Origin of the sequence: Rhodococcus sp. IEGM 1354 (assembly GCF_030056855.1) — a bacterium.
GTDB lineage: Bacteria > Actinomycetota > Actinomycetes > Mycobacteriales > Mycobacteriaceae > Rhodococcoides.
In genome coordinates, this window is the sequence record NZ_JASHKT010000001.1 from 166,831 (window position 1) to 187,179 (window position 20,349).

At 63.1% G+C, this 20,349-nt stretch carries 19 protein-coding genes; 9 read left to right on the forward strand and 10 right to left on the reverse strand.

Annotation, left to right across the window (positions count from 1 at the left end):
* Nucleotides 1–20 precede the first annotated feature (20 nt).
* The 5 genes from QM588_RS00905 to dnaA all read right to left on the reverse strand — a co-directional run bounded on the left by QM588_RS00905 (nt 21) and on the right by dnaA (nt 6,208).
* Nucleotides 21–581 carry a DUF721 family protein gene (locus QM588_RS00905; RefSeq protein WP_283310922.1) on the reverse strand — a complete coding sequence of 187 codons (561 nt, stop codon included), beginning with the start codon at nt 579–581 and terminating at the stop codon, nt 21–23.
* A complete protein-coding gene (gene recF / locus QM588_RS00910; protein ID WP_283310923.1) occupies nt 578–1,810 on the reverse strand; it encodes a DNA replication/repair protein RecF in 1,233 nt (410 codons plus the stop codon). The genes QM588_RS00905 and recF overlap by 4 nt, the downstream gene beginning before the upstream one ends.
* The gene (gene gnd, locus QM588_RS00915; protein WP_027494998.1) at nt 1,811–2,737 is read right to left on the reverse strand and encodes a phosphogluconate dehydrogenase (NAD(+)-dependent, decarboxylating); all 927 of its coding nucleotides are present in this window, start codon (nt 2,735–2,737) and stop codon (nt 1,811–1,813) included.
* Nucleotides 2,738–2,841: 104 nt separating this feature from the next.
* On the reverse strand, nt 2,842–4,026 hold the full coding sequence (dnaN, locus tag QM588_RS00920; RefSeq protein WP_032407801.1) for a DNA polymerase III subunit beta: 1,185 nt from the start codon (nt 4,024–4,026) through the stop codon (nt 2,842–2,844).
* Nucleotides 4,027–4,675: 649 nt separating this feature from the next.
* Complete coding sequence (gene dnaA / locus QM588_RS00925; RefSeq protein ID WP_027495001.1) at nt 4,676–6,208, reverse strand: chromosomal replication initiator protein DnaA; 1,533 nt, start codon at nt 6,206–6,208, stop codon at nt 4,676–4,678.
* A gap of 622 nt (nt 6,209–6,830) precedes the next feature.
* Between dnaA and rpmH the strand changes: the two genes are divergently transcribed.
* The 9 genes from rpmH to QM588_RS00970 all read left to right on the forward strand — a co-directional run bounded on the left by rpmH (nt 6,831) and on the right by QM588_RS00970 (nt 16,007).
* Nucleotides 6,831–6,974 carry a 50S ribosomal protein L34 gene (gene rpmH, locus QM588_RS00930; RefSeq protein ID WP_026347786.1) on the forward strand — a complete coding sequence of 48 codons (144 nt, stop codon included), beginning with the start codon at nt 6,831–6,833 and terminating at the stop codon, nt 6,972–6,974.
* Between the two features lie 30 nt (nt 6,975–7,004).
* Complete coding sequence (rnpA, locus tag QM588_RS00935) at nt 7,005–7,385, forward strand: ribonuclease P protein component (protein ID WP_032367623.1); 381 nt, start codon at nt 7,005–7,007, stop codon at nt 7,383–7,385.
* A complete protein-coding gene (yidD, locus tag QM588_RS00940; RefSeq protein WP_283310924.1) occupies nt 7,382–7,711 on the forward strand; it encodes a membrane protein insertion efficiency factor YidD in 330 nt (109 codons plus the stop codon). Before rnpA ends, yidD begins: the two co-directional genes overlap by 4 nt.
* A 4-nt stretch (nt 7,712–7,715) precedes the next feature.
* Nucleotides 7,716–8,807, forward strand: a complete 1,092-nt coding sequence (yidC, locus tag QM588_RS00945) for a membrane protein insertase YidC (RefSeq protein ID WP_283310925.1) — start codon at nt 7,716–7,718, stop codon at nt 8,805–8,807.
* A 25-nt stretch (nt 8,808–8,832) separates the two neighbouring features.
* Complete coding sequence (locus tag QM588_RS00950) at nt 8,833–9,525, forward strand: Jag family protein (RefSeq protein ID WP_283310926.1); 693 nt, start codon at nt 8,833–8,835, stop codon at nt 9,523–9,525.
* Nucleotides 9,526–12,254: 2,729 nt separating this feature from the next.
* Complete coding sequence (rsmG, locus tag QM588_RS00955) at nt 12,255–12,932, forward strand: 16S rRNA (guanine(527)-N(7))-methyltransferase RsmG (RefSeq protein ID WP_032371601.1); 678 nt, start codon at nt 12,255–12,257, stop codon at nt 12,930–12,932.
* A gap of 76 nt (nt 12,933–13,008) precedes the next feature.
* Entirely contained in the window at nt 13,009–14,010 is a 1,002-nt protein-coding gene (locus QM588_RS00960; protein WP_027495008.1) for a ParA family protein, read from the forward strand.
* Between the two features lie 4 nt (nt 14,011–14,014).
* A complete protein-coding gene (locus tag QM588_RS00965) occupies nt 14,015–15,091 on the forward strand; it encodes a ParB/RepB/Spo0J family partition protein (RefSeq protein ID WP_283310927.1) in 1,077 nt (358 codons plus the stop codon).
* Nucleotides 15,092–15,326: 235 nt separating this feature from the next.
* Nucleotides 15,327–16,007, forward strand: a complete 681-nt coding sequence (locus QM588_RS00970) for a GNAT family N-acetyltransferase (protein WP_283310928.1) — start codon at nt 15,327–15,329, stop codon at nt 16,005–16,007.
* Nucleotides 16,008–16,045: 38 nt separating this feature from the next.
* Here QM588_RS00970 and QM588_RS00975 read toward each other — a convergent pair whose 3' ends face one another.
* From QM588_RS00975 to sigM, 5 genes are all read right to left on the reverse strand, one after another.
* Entirely contained in the window at nt 16,046–17,239 is a 1,194-nt protein-coding gene (locus QM588_RS00975; RefSeq protein ID WP_032371397.1) for an N-acetylmuramoyl-L-alanine amidase, read from the reverse strand.
* A 139-nt stretch (nt 17,240–17,378) separates the two neighbouring features.
* Nucleotides 17,379–17,711 carry a thioredoxin gene (gene trxA / locus QM588_RS00980; protein WP_008711582.1) on the reverse strand — a complete coding sequence of 111 codons (333 nt, stop codon included), beginning with the start codon at nt 17,709–17,711 and terminating at the stop codon, nt 17,379–17,381.
* A 46-nt stretch (nt 17,712–17,757) separates the two neighbouring features.
* On the reverse strand, nt 17,758–18,747 hold the full coding sequence (gene trxB / locus QM588_RS00985; protein ID WP_032371600.1) for a thioredoxin-disulfide reductase: 990 nt from the start codon (nt 18,745–18,747) through the stop codon (nt 17,758–17,760).
* Between the two features lie 125 nt (nt 18,748–18,872).
* On the reverse strand, nt 18,873–19,631 hold the full coding sequence (locus tag QM588_RS00990; RefSeq protein ID WP_283310929.1) for a hypothetical protein: 759 nt from the start codon (nt 19,629–19,631) through the stop codon (nt 18,873–18,875).
* 59 nt (nt 19,632–19,690) lie between these two features.
* Nucleotides 19,691–20,272, reverse strand: coding sequence for an RNA polymerase sigma factor SigM (gene sigM / locus QM588_RS00995; protein WP_283310930.1), 582 nt, complete (start codon nt 20,270–20,272; stop codon nt 19,691–19,693).
* Nucleotides 20,273–20,349: the final 77 nt, after the last annotated feature.

A 20,349-nucleotide genomic window follows, 5' to 3' on the forward strand; every position in this document is an offset into this window, starting at 1 on the left:
ACCGACATTGGGAACACTCACTATCCGTAGGTGTCCCGCGGACCACGACCCTTGACGTGGCGCTCGCCTTTTCGCCAGCTCTGTGTCGTCGGCCCGGTGATCCGAAGCGACGTCACCACGCCGTGGCCCACCGCCGCCGCGATCTTCGCCAGAATCTGCGACTGCATCAGTCGAAGCTGCGTCGCCCATGCAGTCGACTCGGCGGAGATACTGAGCACTCCGTCCTTGAGGCCGGTGGGGTCGGCGTGTGCAGAGATGTCCTCACCGACGACGCTGGGCCACCGCCCCAGCACGGCACCCTCGGATACCTTGGCCGACCAACCGCGTTTGGACGCGATCGAATTGGCCAGTGCACCGAACGCTTGCGGATCTCGATCGTCGGGGCCGGCTCCCGACCAACCCCGTCGTCGACGCCCCCGCAGCGCCCGGACACCCCCGGTCGGTGACGAACGACCTTGACCGACCGACTTTCCGCTCGCCTTGGCTGCCGCCCGGGCATCTTCGAGCGCCCGACGAGCAAGGTCGACGCCCTTCAACTCCGGCTGCTCATCCGGCACGGGTGAGTTCGGGTCGTCGCTCATGACACCTCACTCTCCGACGTCGACAGCTCGGTGATAGTCGAAATACGCCCTGCCGCACCGGAATCGGATTCCTGTCGAGCCTCGACACCGTACCGTCGTGCATCGAGTTCGGGTGGTACATCCTCGGGAACCGCCGCGGTGATCAGTACTTGCTCCGCGTCGGCCGCGACTGCCGCCAGGGCCGTGCGACGCTTGCGATCGAGCTCGGCGAACACGTCGTCGAGCATCAGGACAGGGTCGGTCCCGTCCTCGCGCAGCAGCGAGAAGGAGCCGAGCCGAAGAGAAAGCGCATACGACCACGATTCACCGTGACTGGCAAAGCCTTTGGTGGGTCGGTCGCCGAGCATCAATTCCAGATCGTCGCGATGGGGGCCGACCAGACACACCCCACGTTCGATCTCTCGCTGCCTCATCACCGAAAGTTGGTGCAGGAAGGCAGCTTCCAACACATCGACGTCGTCGGACTCCGGTGCTCGGCCGGCATCGGAGAATTCCGGCGGCAGTGCCTCGGCGAGGCTGCAGCGATAGGACAACGTTGCGAGCCGCGATTCCGGTGCGATCGACTCGTAGGCCTGCTGCACGAAGGGCATCAACTCGTGTACCAAAGATATTCTGGCCGAGAGCAATCGGGCACCATGGGCAGCAAGATGGCCGTCCCAGACATCGAGCGTGGCCAGAGCGCTCGAGCCGTCGGTCGACGACGAACCTCGGCGGAGCGCCCCGGTGGCGGTCTTGAGCAGTGCCGACCGCTGACGCAGCACCTTGTCGTAATCGGCACGCACCGCGGCCATTCGAGGAATTCTGGTGGTGAGCAGCTCGTCCAGATACCGACGGCGCTCACTCGGGTCGCCGCGCACCAGAGACAGGTCCTCGGGCGCGAACAACACACTCTGGAGTACACCCAAAATTTCTCGTGGACGACGCAGCGGGGACCTGTTCATCCTCGCCTTGTTCGCCTTGCCCTCGAGCAGTTCGACGTCGATGATCAACTCACGTCCGTGGTTGACCACGGCGCTGCCGACGAACGCGGTGGACGCACCTGCCCTGATCATGGGCGCATCGGTCGAGACCCGGTGCGAGGACAGCGTCGACAGATAACCGAGTGATTCCAGCAGGTTGGTCTTACCGTGTCCGTTGGGCCCGACGAACACGGTCGATCCCGGGCCCAGGTCGACGATGACGTCGTCCCAGGACCGGAAATCGTGAAGTTGCAAAGACCGGACGAACACTTACTCGGTGTTCTTCGGCGCGGGTGCGCGCAGTGTCTCGTCCGCATCCGCCTTCTTGACGGCATGACCGCCGAACTGGTTCCGCAACGCCGACACTGCCTTCATGGCAGGCGAATCTTCTTGTCGCGAAGCGAATCTCGCGAACAGAGCTGCAGAGATGACCGGGGCGGGTACGGCATGCCGAATGGCCTCCTCGACGGTCCATCGACCCTCGCCCGAGTCCTCGGTGTACCCCGAGATCTCACTGAACTCCGGATCCTGACCGAGTGCCTCGACCAACAGATCGAGCAACCACGACCGCACGACGGTGCCCTTGCTCCAGGCCCGCAGTACGCCCTGCACGTCCTGCACCAATTCTTCGGCCTCGAGGATTTCGTAGCCCTCGGCGTACGCTTGCATCAGTCCGTATTCGATGCCGTTGTGCACCATCTTCGAATAATGCCCGGCACCGACAGGGCCGGCGTGGACGAATCCGTCCGCGCGTTCCCCTTCCGGTCGCAGGGCGTCGAAGATCGGCATAGCGCGTGCAACGTGCTCGTCGTCTCCGCCGACCATCAGGCCGTAGCCGTTCTTCAAACCCCAGACGCCGCCCGAAACACCGGCATCGATGTATCCGATTCCCTTGGCGTCCAACAGTTCTGCGTTGGGCTTGTCATCGGTGAAACGCGAGTTTCCACCGTCGATCACCAGGTCGCCCGGTTCGAGAACATCCCCGAGCCCGGTGATGGTGTCCCGGGTGATCTGGCCGGAGGGCACCATCACCCACACCACCCGGGGAGCGGTGAGGGACTCCGCGAGACCGGCGAGCGACGGGGTGTCCGTCACCTCGGGCCTCGGGTCGTAACCGATGACCTCGTGGCCGTGCTCGCGCAGCCGCTCGCGCATGTTGAAGCCCATTTTTCCGAGACCGACCAAGCCCAGCTGCATGAGGAAGCGTCCTTGTCTGTGTCAGGTGTAAATCCGGTCGAGCGGGAGTGGAGTCGGCGGAACGACTCGTACGATCCCGCAGCTCCAACAGTAACCAGGCAGGATCAGCCCGGCAGCCTGACCGGCATCAACAGATAGGTGTACTGGGACTGAGGCGCCGCGAACTTACCGGAATCGTCGGGCACCAGCTCCTCGTCCGACGTCGGACGCAGCACTGCAGGCCGACTCGGGGTGGTGAAACCGAACGTGACCTTCTCGCTGTGCAAGGAGGACAGGCCGTCGATGAGGTACCCCGGGTTGAACGCAATGGTGAGCGCCTCGCCCTGGAAGTCGGCCGGCAGAGCTTCCTCGGCGCGGCCGGCATCGTCGCCGCCTGCCGAGAGCAGCACACCTTCGGCGTTGAATTCCAGACGCACCTGCGCACCGCGTTCGGCGACGAGAGCCACGCGCTTGATGGCCTCGACCAGCGACGCGATCTCGAGCGTCGCGACGGCGGTGTGCTCTGCCGGGAGCAACTGACGGAACTTCGGGAATTCCGCATCGAGCAGACGAGTGGTCGTGCGGCGCCCGTCGCTGACGATTCCGAGCAAACCGTCGCTCCCGATGGAGGAACCCGAACCGAGAGCGAGCTCGACGGGCGAACCCGCGTTGCCGCCGAGAGTCTTGGCCGACTCGGACAGGGTCTTCGCCGGAATCAGCACTGCAGTGGTGGTGTCGGCACCGGCGGGAGTCCAGTCCACCTCACGAACCGCCAACCGGAATCGGTCGGTCGCAGCCAGCACGACGTTGGTGCCGTCGATCTCGACACGGATACCGGTCAGCATGGGAAGCGTGTCGTCCTTGCCCGCCGCAATGGCGACCTGGGCAATTGCCTCGGAGAACACATCACCGGCCAGCGAACCGGTGTTGCTGGGCAACTCGGGTAGCTGAGGATAGTCCTCGACCGGCATCGTCGGCAGCGAGAATTTTGCGCTTCCGCAGTTGACGAGAACGCGAGTCCCGTCGACGGTGACGTCGACGGGCTTGTTCGGCAACGACTTGGTGATATCGGCAAGTAGCTTGCCCGACACCAGAACTCGTCCTGCGGTGGCCACTTCGGCCGAAACCTTCACCTGGGCGGAGACCTCGTAATCGAAGCCCGAGACCGTCAGACCCTGTTCGTCGGCAGCAAGCAGAACGCCACCGAGAACGGGAACGGGCGGCCGGGACGGCAGGCTGCGGGCCACCCACGCCACGGAATCGGAAAAATCTTCACGAGCAACGCGAAACTTCAAACTTCCAAGCTCCATCGCTCGGCATTTCCTCTCGTTCGGGGCATTCGTGTGCACAGTCGAGCGGTGCGACCACGATCGTCGCGGCTCCAACCGATGCAACGACGAGTCTGGCACATCCAGCGCAAGCACACCGTATGCCCTTCGAGACGAAGTTGAAAGCTCGGGCGAGGCCGCGAAGGGCACCGATGCGGTCGTCGGAAGGGGGCTGTGAACGGATCGTTCCCCAACACCTGTTTTCAAAGAAGTTCTTTCAAGGAGAAAACAGAAGTATTAATAGGTCCTGTGCAATCTGTGCATGGAGCCCTCGCGATGCTGGTGGCTAGGCGTGGTGTCGTGGGGATGAACTCGGGACCAATCTGCGGTTGACGGACGGCTGCCTGTGGACCAATCGCATCGGTGCACAGGCGCCCACATTCCATCCCCAGAACTCGACGGTTGTCCACATGGTTATCCACAGGTGTGAATCAATGGTCGACGGCTCCGAAATGTCATCCGAATCGGCCCGGAATCGGCCCGGAATCGATCCTCGATCGGCTGGGGATCGAGGATGATCGACGGCCGAGTCTGACCACAACGACCGCGATGACGGACGAGAACGGCGACGGCGCCGACCCCCGTGATGGGAATCGGCGCCGTCGCCGTCATGGCCGCAGAACTGGTGGAGCTATCGCTTCGAGCGCTGCTTGATGCGCGCCGTCAACTCCTGGACCTGGTCGTACACCTTGCGACGCTCGGTCATCTCCTTGCGAATCTTCTTGTCCGCGTACATCACCGTCGTGTGATCTCGGCCGAACGTCTGACCGATCTTCGGTAGAGACAGGTCGGTGAGCTCTCTACAGAGATACATCGCTATCTGCCGGGCCATGGCCAATGCGCGGGCCTTACCAGGCCCGCACAGGTCCTCGATGGAGGTATCGAAGTACTCGGCGGTAACGGCCATGATCGTGGCCGCGTTGATCTCCAAGCTGGACGAATCGGGAATCAGATCACGCAGGACGACCTCGGCGAGGGTGAGGTCGAGGGCCTGTCCGTTCAAGGAGGCGAATGCCGTCACGCGAATGAGGGCGCCTTCGAGCTCGCGGATGTTGCGCTCGATCCGGCTTGCGATCAGCTCCAGGACGTCGTGCGGCACGTCGAGTCGATCCATCCGAGCCTTTTTGCTCAGGATGGCGATCCGCGTCTCGAGCTCCGGCGGCTGCACATCGGTGATCAGGCCCCACTCGAAGCGGGTACGCAGCCGCTCCTCGAGGGTCGCCAACTGTTTCGGTGGTCGGTCGGACGAGACGACGATCTGCTTGTTGGCGTTGTGCAACGTGTTGAAGGTGTGGAAGAACTCCTCCTGGATACCTTCCTTGCCCTCGATGAACTGAATGTCGTCGACCAGCAGCACGTCGGTCTCGCGGTAGCGGCGCTTGAACGCCACCTTGCGGTCGTCACGGAGACTGTTGATGAAGTCGTTGGTGAATTCCTCGGTCGAGACGTACTTCACGCGCATCCCCGGGAACAGGCGCTGCGCGTAGTGCCCGGCCGCGTGCAGCAGGTGCGTCTTGCCCAGGCCCGATGCCCCCCACACGAACAACGGGTTGTAGGCCCGGGCGGGTGCTTCGGCAATGGCTACCGCGGCGGCGTGCGCGAACCGGTTGGAGGCGCCGATCACGAACGTGTCGAAGGTGTACTTCGAGTTGAGGCTGTTCGCACCCGACGACGGCGGCGTCGACTCCGGTGGTTTGGTGAAGTACGTCGGCCACGAGTTCTGGACGCTGGCCAGCGCCTCGCGCTCGTCGTCGACTTCCTCGTAATCGGCTGTCTCGGAGTCCGACGGCTCGTCGTCGCGGCTGGTCAGGACGCGGCGCCGGTACGTCGGGGAACTGACGGCATCGGGATACGTCGATCGCTCGGTTTCGAGTTTCTCGTCCTCGGGAGCGGAGATACGAACGCCGAGACCTTCGACACCCTGTCCCAGATGACGCCCGAGAGCTCCCAGGATGGGTTCGCGCAGGTCGCGTTCGATCGCTTCCTGAGCGAAGGTCGACGGGACGGCGAGCAGAGCGAAGCCCTGAGTCAACGTGAGCGGTTTGACCAGCGCGAGCCAGGCCTTCTGGCCCTTGGTCAGCGGCGACCCACTGTGTCGGTCGGACGTCAGCTCCGCGACTACCTCGGGCCAGATGCGCGCAAGCGCATCCGGATCGTCGTTCACGTCGATCCCTCCGTCGTCGAGCTTGTAGGTCTCGCCGGACTCCGACAACCGATTCGGTGCGGCGTTTCGAACCCGCGCAACCGCGTCGTCGGATAGCGTCGTCGATCGTGCGCCTCCGCGGCCGAGACCAGGGTCCTTCGGTGGACCCCGCAAGGTACGAATATGCCACCTGAACTGTGTTTCCACACAATTATCCACAGGTGTGGATAAACGACACCGATGTGAGCCCAACCGTCACCGAGTGGCGTGGTAGTACGTATACGACAGTCTGACCTGCGGCGATAGCCATTGTCAGTCGTTCGATCGCAGCAACGACCAGTTGCGCGGCGCCGCGGAACGACAGATGTCGTCGTCATTCGGCCGGCTCGAGGTCTCTGCGGTCCGGGGCCTGTGTATGAATCGTCGGGTCAGTCGGTTCCGAGCGAGTTTGACCACCGGTGACTCGATCAGTACTCTCGAACAGTCACCCAATAGCGAGGTGGCCGATGCTTGCTGGCTGCTCACAGTCTGTCTTCACTCGGATTTCTCGCTCGGGAGGCTAGCGAGTTCATCCGAACTCGCTGAGAACCTTTACAGCAGGCGCCGACAGATCGGCGTCGTCGAATCTCGAGGAGTGTTGACCGTGGCCAAGGGCAAGCGGACGTTCCAGCCGAACAATCGCCGCCGCGCGCGCGTTCATGGCTTCCGTCTTCGTATGCGTACCCGTGCGGGTCGTGCAATCGTTTCCGCACGTCGCGGCAAGGGCCGCAAAGAACTCACAGCCTGATAACCGTTCGTCCGACGCTTGGAGCTCGGGATGCTTCCTGAGCCGAATCGGCTGCATCGCGCACGTGATTTCACCGTGGTGATGCGTCGAGGACGCCGAATGGGTAGATCGGACCTGGTCGTACACGCAGTTGCGCGTCACGAGCAGGACATCGCATCCACCGTTCATGGGCCACGTTTCGGATTGATCGTCAGCAAGGCAGTCGGGCCGGCCGTAACTCGTCATCGAGTTGCGCGCCGGCTTCGGCATATCTGTGCCGAGGTGATCGACGGGCTCGCGGTGAACACCGACGTGGTCATTCGAGCACTTCCGGGTGCTGCGCATGCATCCTCGGCAGATCTACACGTTCAACTGCGTTCAGGTTTGAAGAAGCTCGGTCTACTCGAAGCTCCGAAGGGTCCGCCGTCATGACATTCATGGGCAACCTTCGTTCCATTCCTGCTCGAACTCTCGTCTACTGCATCGTGTTTTACCGGACCTATGTGTCCCCGATGCGGCCCCCTACCTGTCGCTTCTCCCCCACCTGCAGTGAATACGCCATCGAGGCGCTCCAGGTGCACGGGATGCCGAAGGGCTCGCTCCTGGCAGTCGTCCGCCTCCTCAAATGTGCTCCCTGGCACTCTGGAGGCTGGGACCCGGTGCCCGAACCCGGTAGGTGGCGCGCAACCGTCACCGAGCTGACCGAAACCGAAGAACACCACGATCTCCTGCGAGTGGAAGAACAGAGGAGTACATAGAGCCGTGCTCGACTTCATTTACTACCCGGTTGCCTGGATTCTCTGGGTGTGGCACAAGGTGTTCGGCTTTGTGTTCCAGGATCCCAGCAATGGCTTCGCCTGGGCATTGTCCGTCGTCTTCCTCGTCTTCACCCTCCGGCTGATCCTGTACAAGCCCTTCGTCAAGCAGGTCCGCACGACGCGGCAGATGCAGGAACTGCAGCCGCAGATCAAGGCGCTGCAGAAGAAGTACGGCAAAGACAAGCAAAAAATGGCCGTCGAGATGCAGAAGCTGCAAAAAGAACACGGCTTCAACCCGTTGATGGGCTGCCTCCCCGTGTTGGCACAGGCACCGGTGTTCATCGGCCTGTTCCACGTGCTTCGCTCGTTCAACCGCACCGGTACCGGTGTCGGGCAGCTCGGCCTGAGTCCGGAACAGAACCGCGAACTCTCGAATTATGCGTTCAGCGTTGCCGATGTTCAGTCGTTCCTGGATGCCCGCCTGTTCGGCGCTCCCATCTCGGCCTGGATCACCATGCCGCAGGATCAGCTCAACGCCTTCGCCGTCGGTCCCGACGCGACCATTCCGTCCACGTGGGTCATCGCGGCTGTCTCCATCCCCCTGATGATCATCGCGGCCGTCATGACGCACCTGAACTCACGTGCGTCGGTGGCACGGCAGAGCGCCGCAGCGGCCGCAAACCCGCAGTCCGCCATCATGAACAAGCTCGCCCTGTACGTGTTCCCGCTGGGTGTTCTGGTGTTTGGTGCGCTGTTGCCGGTCGCCATCTTGCTCTACTGGGTCAGCAACAACACCTGGACCTACGCGCAGCAGCACCTCGTGTTCGGCAAGATCGACAAGGAAGAGGCCGCCAAGGTAGCGGCCGCCGTCGAGAAGCGCTCGGAGAATGCGCCCAAGCCCGGAGTGAAGCCGGTCTCGACCACCAAGCCCAAGCCCGGTGCTCGGCCGAAGCTCTCGAAGATGGCACCGACAGGTGAAGAGTCCTCCACCGATGCCGGAACCACCGGGACGGAGTCCTCGTCGGGGTCGGCCACGCCGAGCAAACCGAGACCGCAGGCGAACAGGAACAAGTCGACCAAGCGCAAGCGGCGCTGACCGACACGTCGAGAGAAGGACGAACATGGCAGCGCACGCCGAAGAAGCACAGAACGACGAAGTACTGAACGCAGCAGCTGGGGATGGAGTGGGTGACGTGATGGTCGAGACCGATCAGGTGAGTGCTCTCGAGACGGAGTCCGACGACGAAGCAACCGTCGACGACGCCGTACAGAAGACGCCGTCGGTTCCCACGAGTGTCGATGACGTTGCGGACTCGAATGAAGACGATTCGGATGAGGACGACGAAGACGACGAGGATTACTTGGTCGAGGAAGGCGAAATCGCCGGCGACTACCTCGAGCAGCTCTTGGACGTGCTCGACTTCGACGGAGACATCGACCTCGATGTGGAGGGTGATCGCGCGATCGTCAGCATCGACGGCGGAGACGATCTCGCCAAGCTCGTCGGTCGCAAGGGCGAGGTACTCGACGCTCTGCAGGAACTGACCCGTCTGGCTGTGCAGCAGTCGACGGGCGAGCGCAGCAAGCTGATGCTCGACGTCGCCGGGTGGCGCGCCAAGCGACGCACCGAGCTCGGGAACCTGGGTGCCGAAGCAGCACGTCGAGTACTCGAATCCGGAGAGCGTGAAGAACTGACTCCGATGACTCCGTTCGAGCGGAAGATCGTGCACGACGCAGTCGCCAGGATCGACGGCGTTGCGAGCGAAAGTACCGGCGTCGAACCCGCTCGACGGGTAGTCGTCGTCAAGGCGTAAACACTCTCGGTAAGCGATGGCCCCCACTTCGGTGGGGGCCATTGTCGTTTGTGTCGAATGCTCAGTGTGAATTGCACAGATGTAATTTGCGGCGTGTGTAGCCGATCGGTTGGGCTCCGAGAGCGGAAAACAGTGGGTTTATCGGTATCGGACGCTTTCGTCACTGTGACGGGGCGGCAGCAGGGCCGGTTCTGTCCGTCATTCCACGTGACGGTCGATGTTTCACGTGAAACGAACGCTGAGGCAGATGCCGATCGATAGGTCGAGGCGTCTCCCCTTCTGGCGATTATGTCTAAGCAGATCACGCGACCGGATCTCGGCCCCGTTTAGTCGACAGCCGATGATCGAGGAATGCTTCACCGCTTGGTGGGGTCGAGGTGTCAACCAAGTCTTGGACCCCAGCCGATTGTGAGTAGTCGACACCACCCATCGTGCAGACGCTCAGAAGCGCCTACAGAGTTCTTTCGGCATCAACGCACGTGGTTGCTCAGTTCCAAGTCCGAGGAAGGAACCAGCCGCGGTGGTACAGCGGACGACACGACCGTCGGTTCGTTTGCCGCGATGCGCGCCCGCAGCGGGCACATCGTCACCGTGGCCCATTGCGCGACTACACGGCAGGCGGGCCTCCGTGTATCGGCCTGGCACACCGGGTTAGTTCGCGACCGCGAACTCTGCTGTCGTGTCGGAAGAAGGTGTACTCCTCAATTGCCGAAACGCGATCCGATGAAGACGTGAGCCGATCGGCGGACGGTGGGTTGTCGCTGTGCCGTGCTTGTTTCGCGAACACTCCGAGGTATGAGGCGTAGCAGTTGCCGTGTGGGCGATGATGACCTCGTTCTGGAATGCGACGGCGGAGTGTCCGGGGGCGGCGACGATGCAGGTGGTGTCGGATGATCATGGTTGGTTCGTGATGGCGCGACGGGTGGCGGGCGGCAGCGCGTAGTCGCCATCGGCCGCTTCACGCTCAGCTGGACTCACTACCCCAGCATTGGATCTCGAATATCTGCGAACGCGGGATCACTCATCGTGGGTGCATCCGGGCACCGCTTCATGGATACGACGGTGGTGTAGGGACAACCACCAACCCAGGTTGACCCGCCAGGGGTTTGGACGAGTGCGCGTGTTTCACGTGAAACAGTCACGCTTGTTGGTCAGCTGACATCTTTTCGAAACTGGGCTCGATACGACGACTGACGTCGGCTCGCTGCATGCGTCCGACCCCATTTGCTCGAGGAGGGATCGACGTTGCCGCCCTCGACCGCCGTGCAGTCGTCGTCTTCGAGTTGCGTCTGCGGGTGACGTGGTCCAACCGATCGGAGGCACCCGAGGGGCGCCTGCGAATCTGACGTCCAGACTTATCGTCAGCAGGACCCGTTGCAGAACTCAGCGCCGAGCCGGACTGACGGTTATCGAGACGACGGCGACGTCGACGGCGAACCTGACCCGCAGAGTCGGATCGTGTTTCACGTGAAACACGGTCTACGGCACGATCCTGCCGTCGAAGCGTCCGACGGTCTTGGATACGGTCCGGCCGATGCTCACGACGATATGTGGGCCCGGCCCGAGGATCAGTCCGAACCGGGCGTCGATCTTGCGACCGGTCGCTGGGTGCTCGCGACAGCCGGCCGTAACCGGGCGCGAGGAGCAGTCCGAGCCGCGCGGCGATCTTGCGACCGGTCGCTGGGTGCTCGCGACAGCCGCCGGCAGCCAGGCGCGAGCAGCAGTCCGAGCCGCGCGACATTTAGCGACAGGTTAAACGATTCCCGCAGCTGTCCAGTTGTACCGAAAGCGTGGGCACGCCAATCGCGGACGACGCCACGGCGGGTGCTCGTAAGAGCCGGTCCCAACGAGGGGTTGTGGGGTCGGCTTCGAGCTGGGTGCTGTGGGGCCAGGCGGCGGTCGGGAGTGAGTGTGACGCCTAGTGGGCTCGGTCGAGGCAACATCGATTGCGGTGTCAGTCGGGGACGAATCTGCCGACGCTGTCCGACCAGAGCGAGCTGCCCGGTTTCACGTGAAACGGCGGGGGGGCGCGCCCGACAGCACGGACACGGCTATCAGAGTTACGACTCGTCTCGACGAATTGGTTGCTCAAACCCTGGATGGATGGACGGATGCACTTCAGTGAACGCAGTCCTCGACGCCGTCCTTGGGGTGGCCTCATCGGATCGCCGGATTCTGTTGGACCCGTGATGGCGGTCGGGTCAGTGTGCCGGTGGGGTGCTTCCCTCGGCGAGCTCGCCGAGGGCCTATGGAGCAAGCGTCAAAGGCGCCCGTGCCGAGGACCCACGACGGCAGTGGGCGTAGGGAGGCGATGTACTTGGAGTCCCCAGCCTGACGCCTCCTTATCGGACGGGCGACGGGAACGGCTCCGGTACCGGATGGGTCTGGTCGTACGGGCATCTCGTCCACTATCGCCGGGACGGGAAGTCCTAGTCGATATCACTTGGTGCGCGAGTTCGTTGCAGGGCGCTGAGGACATTGGGTCGGTCGCTCCTACTGCACGCAACCGATGAGTCCCCAGCCGTCGGACCCTGGCACGGTTTCACGTGAAACACCGGCGTGCTCCGCAACGGCGAACTGGCGGGAAGGATGAACCGTCGAAAGAGCGGTCGCACGGATGGTGGCTCGCTGCGCGCGACCCAGCAAACTAGCGCTTCATGTCCCGGAAGCTCGCGACCTGTACGACTTACAGAGGTGTCGTTTGGCGATCCGTGCCCGAGCACGGGATGATGTTTCACGTGGAACAAGAAGCGTCGGATAGCACCGAGTTGATGGCCGTCGCCGAGCAGATGTTCGGAGATCGACTGGATCTCGCCCGGAGATATCACGAGTCCTTGGCTACCGCCGGGGTCGAACGGGGGCTGATCGGTCCACGCGAAGTGCCGCGTCTGTGGGAGCGGCATATTCTCAACTGCGCCGCGATCGGCGAACTGATCGACGAGGGTGAGACCGTGGTCGACATCGGCAGCGGTGCGGGCCTCCCCGGCATTCCTCTCGCCATCGCTCGACCGGATCTTCGGGTGACGCTCGTCGAGCCTCTTCTTCGTAGGACGGTCTACTTGGCCGAGTTCATCGACGAGCACGATCTGAACGTGTTGGTCGTACGCGGGCGGGCCGAACAGCCCGGCGTGAAGAAGGAAGCCGGCGGCGCGGATGTCGTCACGTCGAGAGCTGTGGCCCCGTTGGAAAAGCTCGCCAAATGGTCTCTGCCCCTCGTTCACGAACGCGGCAGGATGCTTGCGCTCAAGGGTTCCAGTGCGAGTGAAGAGATCGAACGCGACAGGACTTCCCTCACCCGTATGGGTGCTGGCAAGCTGGAGGTCGTGGAGTGCGGAGTCGGTCTTCTGCCGACGCCCACCATCGTCGTCAGGGCAGTCCGTGAGCCGCGGAGGCTCAGTCGTCACTGAGGTCCGATTGCGGGAATCGCCCCGCGTCGTTTGTATCGAACGTAGAACACATTCAGTTCCGCGCTAAGGAGCACATATGTCGGGTGGGTCGGATCCCGCTGTTTCACGTGAAACAGAGTCCAAGAAGAAGTCGTCGAACGCAGCTGCCAACAAGGCGGGGGTGACGAGTGGCTTCGAGTACACCAACTCGATCTCGACGGACGACACCCCGATCGGGGCCGCCGCGCACCGGGCCAGTCAGGTTCTGCACCCGGGATCGGTGACGCTGCCCAAGCCGGCGAAACGCCGTATGTTGACGATTGCGAATCAGAAGGGCGGGGTCGGCAAGACCACGACCGCGGTCAACCTCGCCGCTGCACTCGCGCTTCAGGGCTTGACGGTCTTGGTGGTGGATCTTGACCCTCAGGGCAACGCCAGCACGGCTCTGGGCGTCGAGCATCACTCCGGTGTGCCGTCGAGCTACGAAGTGCTCATCGGCGAAGTGAAGGCCAAAGACGCAATCCAACAGAGCCCGCACAGTGAGCGGCTGTTCTGCATCCCGGCGACGATCGACCTCGCGGGCGCTGAGATCGAGTTGGTCTCGATGGTTGCTCGGGAAGGACGCCTCAAGACGGCGTTGTCGGTCGAGGAGTTGGCCGGACTCGACGCCGATTTCATCCTCATCGACTGCCCACCCTCACTCGGTCTGTTGACAGTCAATGCCCTCGTGGCGGCAACCGAGGTGCTCATTCCCATTCAGTGCGAGTACTACGCACTGGAGGGTGTGGGGCAGCTGCTTCGCAACATCGAGCTCGTTCAGTCCCATCTCAATCCTGAGTTGCACGTCTCGACCGTCATCCTCACGATGTACGACGGCCGCACCAAACTGGCCGATCAGGTCGCCGAGGAAGTGCGCAAGCACTTCGGCGATGCCGTGCTGCGTGCCGTGATTCCGCGCAGTGTGAAGGTCTCCGAGGCGCCCGGGTACGGCATGACGGTGTTGGATTACGACCCGGGTTCGCGTGGAGCAATGAGTTACTTGGACGCCGGACGAGAGCTCGCTGCTCGCTCGGCCGGCATCGACGCACGAAAGAAGTAGGGACATGAGTCAAGCACGTAAGGGCGGTCTGGGGCGCGGACTCGCGTCGCTCATCCCCACGGGCCCCGATGCCGGACCGCGCCTCGGCAATGCAGCAGCCGACGTGATCATCGGTGCCGACCGCAACGCCAAGGACAAGCCGGATACGTCGACGAAGCCCAAGAAGGCAGCGTCATCGGACGACACAACAGAGACCGCAACGGCACCGACTCCGACGCCGCCGGTGCTGAACGGAGACGACCTCTCCCCCGTCGGTGCGGTGTATCGCGAGATTTCGCCGGACCGAATCGAGGCAAATCCCAAACAGCCGAGGCACGTCTTCGACGACGAATCCCTGGCCGAACTGGTGCACTCGATTCGCGAATTCGGTCTCATGCAGCCGATCGTGGTGCGTCGGGTATCCGGGTCCGCAGCTGCAGGAGATGCCAAGTATCAACTGGTCATGGGCGAGCGGCGGTGGCGCGCGAGTCAGGAAGCGGGCCTGGAGAAGATCCCTGCGATCGTCCGGGAAACCGCAGACGACGCGATGTTGCGGGACGCGCTGCTCGAAAACATCCATCGCGTTCAGCTCAATCCCCTCGAAGAGGCGGCGGCGTATCAGCAGTTGCTCGAGGAATTCGATGTGACGCACGAGGAGCTCGCGGCCAAGATCGGACGGTCGCGACCCGTCGTGACCAACATGATCCGTCTGCTGAAGTTGCCGATTCCGGTACAGAGACGGGTCGCGGCCGGTGTTCTCTCGGCGGGACATGCACGCGCGCTGCTGTCGTTGGACGCGGGATCGGATGCACAGGAATCGTTGGCTGCGCGCATCGTGGCCGAGGGTCTCTCGGTTCGAGCGACGGAAGAAGCCGTCACTCTGGCCAATCGCGAGGACGGTAAGTCCCCCGAACCGGCGCCGAAGCGCAAGCCGATCCAGATGCCGGGCCTTCAAGATGTGGCCGATCGCCTCTCCGATTCGTTCGACACAAGGGTGACGGTGAGTCTGGGCAAGCGAAAAGGCAAGATCGTCGTCGAATTCGGGTCGGTCGACGACCTTCAAAGAATTGTCGAGATGATGGAAGCTCAGAAGAAAAAATAGCCGCGTTTTTTCAGGACCAGTCATACCAGGTCGTAACGTCACTGTGACGTATGTCGACGACGGGTAGTTCTGAAAACGGCAAGCTGGGTCGAAAACTATTGTGATGCACTAGGTTTCGAGGATCTTCCCCGATCGTCAGGTAGCGCGACCCCGTCGCCTATTCTGGTCGAGGAGAGAATCGGCTCCCCACCGAGAATCGAGCGGTGGAACGACTGCACGGAGGCTGAGGTACGCGGTGTCGGCGATGGTGACCGGAGTGACCCTCGGCTCGTTCGAACATCTGCCGGCACATTCTCGGCGGTGTAGCTTCTGGGTCCTCGATCCCGCGTCCGACGGTGCGGCAGTGGACCTCGAATTCGAGAACGAGGTGTGGTTGTCGACGATCATGCTCGAGTGGGGATCGTGCGGACAGCTGTTGTCGGTGGACGGCAACACGATCGGGTGCGCGCTGTACTGCCCGCCGCGTGCAGTTCCTCGGGCGTCGACCTTCCCTACTTCGCCCGTCAGTCCCGACGCGGTCCTACTGACCCAGCTTCGTATCGATTCCCCGGCCGATGCGGATCTGCACTCGGCAACCCTGATTCAGGCTGTGGTTGGCGATCTCGTCAATCGTGGTGTTCGTGCCTTGGAGGCCTTCGGCATTCGGCACAATGCGGACGACGCGTCGCCGGCAATTCCCAACGCGACGGCACATGCGACGTGCTCGGCTGCGACATGCATGATCGACGCCGATTTTCTGGAGAAGGTCGGCTTCGAGGTGGTGGCGCCGCATCACAGGTTCCCGAGACTCCGCCTCGAATTGGATCGCGATCACGGGTGGAAGCAGGACGTCGAATCGGCGCTCGAGCAATTGCTGGTGGCGGCGAGTATCTCGGTGGTCGACATCGAACAGAAGTCGACGGTCGGAGCTCAGTGAACGACGGGCTCCGACCGGTGGCGCGGGGGCGCCGTCGATCAGGGACGGTCGGCGGCTGCGAGTTCCTCGGCCAGTAGTTCAGCGAACGTGAACGTGCCGGTCGGTTGGTCGTCCTGACCCAGGAGGTACAACCGTTTGACGGCGATCAGGATTGCCTCGGCGATGATGTCGCGGAATCGCGGATCGCTCAGTACTTCGACGTCGGATTCGTTGGTGAGGTAGCCGAGGTCTATCTGGATGGTCGGCATGTTGGTGAGCCGCAACAGATCCCATGTACGGCCGTGACTGCGGCAATCGAGAAGTGGTGTGCGAGCAACGATTTCGCGTTGCACGTAGCTGGTGAGGACCTGGCCGATCATCGAGGTGGATCCGTGCGAGTTACCGAAGTGGAAGCTGGCCACTCCGTTGGCCACAGGACTGGTGCTCGATGCACAGCGCAGCGAGATCATCAGATCTGCGCCCCAGGCGTTGGCGGTCTCCGCGCGGTCGGCCACCGACGGGTTTGTGCCCCGTGCACGAGAGAGGAACGTTTCCATTCCGGTCGCCGCCATTCGGCCCTCGAGGCGACTGGCCAGATCCCACAGAATTTCCGATTCGGAGACTCGTCCGAATGTGCCGTCGACGATGCGGCCGGTGTCGGCACCACCGAGATCGGGGTCGATGACGATTCGCTTACCCGTCAACTGTGGGCCCGATTTGCGTACGAGTTCTTCTTCGCTCATCGCGTGCGGCGATCCACCGGTGACGCGGGTTCCGAGGAGGTCGAGCGAACGCAGTGTCGCCGGACCACAGATACCGTCGGGTGCCAGACCGATCTCGCGTTGAAAAGACGACAGGCCCTCGTGCGTCTTCGGACCGAAGAAGCCGTCGACGCGCTCGTTGTAGAAACCGAGGTCCTGCAGGCGTGTCTGCAGGGTAGCGACGTCGTCGCCGTACAGCGGAGCGGACAGCTGGTAGATCAGCGTACGGGCACCGAGGTGGTAGGACGCTTCTTTGAGGGCGCGGTATGTGGCCGGTCCGACGACGCCGTCGACCAGTAAGCCGCGATGCTGCTGGAATGCGCGCACGGCACCGTCGAGAGCCCGGTCGAACACCGATCCCGGGGCCGTCCAGTGGCCGTCGTCCATCGGGCCGGGCGGAACCACGGCCTCGTGGAGGAAACCGAGTGCCGAGAGAGTGCCGCGGACCTCGGCGACGGCGGGTCCGGAATCGCCGTGACTGAGCTCCTGCATCCTGGAAAAACCCTCTCGATCGTCCTGACGGTCAACACGCACTTCGATGCGCTGATGTGCCGACGCCAAGCATCGGCACATCAGATGATTGTCGCAGAAAGACAGGCTTCTGCGGCAATCCACACCAAGCGTGGGTGAGTCAGATAACGCCTTCGAGGTCCTTGAGCAGCGCGGCCTTGCCCTTTGCGCCGACGATCTGCTTGACCGGCTTGCCACCCTGGAACAGGATCAGCGTCGGGATGGACATGACCTTGAAGTCCCGAGCCGCCTGCGGGTTGGCGTCGATGTCGAGCTTGGCGATGGTCAGCTTGTCCTTGTGCTCGGCAGCGATCTCCTCGAGCACGGGAGCGACCATCTTGCACGGGCCGCACCAGGTGGCCCAGAAGTCGACCAGAACGGGCTTCTCGCTGGTCAGAACGTCGTCGACGAACGACGCGTCGGTGATGGTGACTGTGCTCTTGTCGTCGGACATGTGAATCTCCTCGGTGTGGGTCTGCAACAGGTGGTGGGTCTACCGGTCAGGCGTTGACAGCGTCGACCGGCTGATCGGCGTGCTCGAGTGTGTTGGTGGTGATGTCGCCCTGCTCGGCCAGCCACCGCTCGGCGTCGATGGATGCGGTGCAGCCGGTACCCGCAGCGGTGATGGCCTGCTGGTAGACGTGATCGACGAGGTCGCCTGCAGCGAACACCCCTTCGACCGAGGTGGCCGACGTGGGCGATGCGATCTTGACGTATCCGGCATCGTCGAGTTCGACCTGGCCCTTGACCAGTTCGCTGCGAGGATCGTGGCCGATCGCCACGAACATCCCGGTGACGTCCAAAGTCGTCTTCTCGCCGGTGACTGCATGTTCCAGAGACAGGCCGGTGACGCTGGTGTCGCCGAGCACTTCGAGAACTTTGGTGTCGGTGAGGAAACGAATCTTCTCGTTCTTCTTGGCGCGCTCGAGCATGATGCGCGACGCGCGGAACTCGCTGCGGCGGTGCACGATCGTCACGCTGCGGGCGAAGCGCGTGAGGAAGGTTGCCTCCTCCATTGCCGAGTCGCCACCGCCGATGACGGCGATGTCCTGGTCGCGGAAGAAGAACCCGTCGCAGGTGGCGCATGCGCTGACGCCGCGTCCGAGGAGCTTCTCCTCACCGGGAATGGAGAGGTACCGAGCGGCTGCGCCCATCGCGAGAATGATCGCGCGAGCACGGTAGGTCTCGCCGCCCGCCGAGACGGTCTTGATCGGCCCGGTCAACTCGAGCTCCTCGACGTCCTCGGTGCGGATGTCGGCACCGAAACGTTGCGCCTGCTCGCGCATCTGCTCCATCAGATCGGGGCCCATGATGCCCTCGCGGAAACCGGGGAAGTTCTCGACCTCGGTCGTCGTCATCAAGGCACCGCCGAACTGGGTTCCCTCGAACAGGATGGGCTCCAGCTCTGCGCGGGCCGCGTAGACACCGGCGGTGTATCCGGCCGGTCCCGAGCCGACGATGATGAGATCGTGAACCTTGGGGGTACTCAATGCAGACCTTCCGATCTTGTGCGGCGTGTTCTTGGCGTCGACGCGAAAGTGCACTGAGCACTGCCTATCGACGTACATCTGGTCAACACCACCCTAGAGGCAGTTGTTCCCCGGTGAGAGATGTGTCAGCCGATATCGCGACGCGTGAGGACATCGGGGTTGCCGCCGCGGCAATCGTTGCCCACTGCCAGAGCGATGAACTGCGCCGGCCCGGCCCCGGCGAGGACGAGGAGAGTTCCCTGTCGGCCGTCGACCCGAACCTGACTGGATCCCAAGACGGCGGCGGTGGGGTCCACGCCGTTGGCGTGGAGACACGCGGCGAGGTCTGCCGGATCCGACAGGCTGCCGGGGTCTCGTTTACCGATGACGGTGAACGCGACGTTCGAGTCGAGATCGGTGGAATCGAGAACAAGGGATGAGTCGGGTGGCGTGGTCCCCGGCTCGGCTACGACGGGATCCGACTTGCCGGGGCCGTGCAGGACGGCAGCGAAGGTGACCGAGCCACCCGCGAGAAGTGCTGCAGCAGAAGCAATTCCGACGATGGCATGCCGGCGTGTACGCGCGCTACGTGGAGGTCTGCGAAGCGGAAGGACGTCGGCGGTACGGTCCGATGACGTCGGGTCGGCCAGGGTCTCGAGGGTGCGATCGATCTGCCGGGTGACGTCGGCGGGAACGGGCATCGTGCCGTTCGGATCCTCGCCCAACTCGTGCAGCCGAGCGGTGACGTTGTCCAGTGTCGCCAGTATTCGCATCGCCTCGGCGTCGGCACGCACCAACGGCCACAGCCGACTGCTGACGTCCTCGGGTAGTGCATCTGCATGCAGATCGGCCAGCAACTCGGGTGAGAACGGGGCACCGGGTAGAGCGTCGGTGTTCGACGACACGTTCCTGCCTCCCTTCGCCGAGTCTTCTTTCCCTCTCACACGGTTTAGACGCGAGGGGTCTAGATTCGGTTCCCTGCGTCCTTGAGGTATGCGAGCTGCGTCGACAACTTGAGTCTGCCGCGAGCGCATCGACTCTTCACGGTACCGGTGGGAACGCCGAGCAACGCTGCGGCGTCGGCCACCGAGTAGCCCTCCATGCCCACGACGACCACCGCCGCTCGTTGGTCGGGCGGCAGCGTCATCAGGGCCTGTCGGACGAGGATGCTGGTCTCGGATTCGGAGATTCGGTCCCGAGGCGACACCGGTTCGTGACTCTCGTTCTCGCTCAACGGAACCGACGGACGTGCCTTGTTTCGGCGAATGCGATCGAGGCACGCGTTGACGACGATCTTGTGCAACCAACTGCGGACTGCAGCGTCCGCGCGAAACGACCCGGCCGTTCGATGTGCGGAGAGCAACGCCTCCTGCAACGCGTCGGCTGCGTCCTCGGGTGTGTAGCTCGTGCGGCGTGCCGTGAGCCACAGGTGTTCCTGATGGCGATGGATCAACGTGGCGAATGCGGTCGGCTCACCGGCTGCATGAGCAGCCAACAATTCCGCATCCGTGCGCTCCCCCAGCGCCGAATCGATACGTTCGGTCATACGAAAACGGCTCCCCCCGTGTTAACGCATTGGGGGGAGCCTAGGCCATCGATACCGCGAAGTACGAAACGAACGCG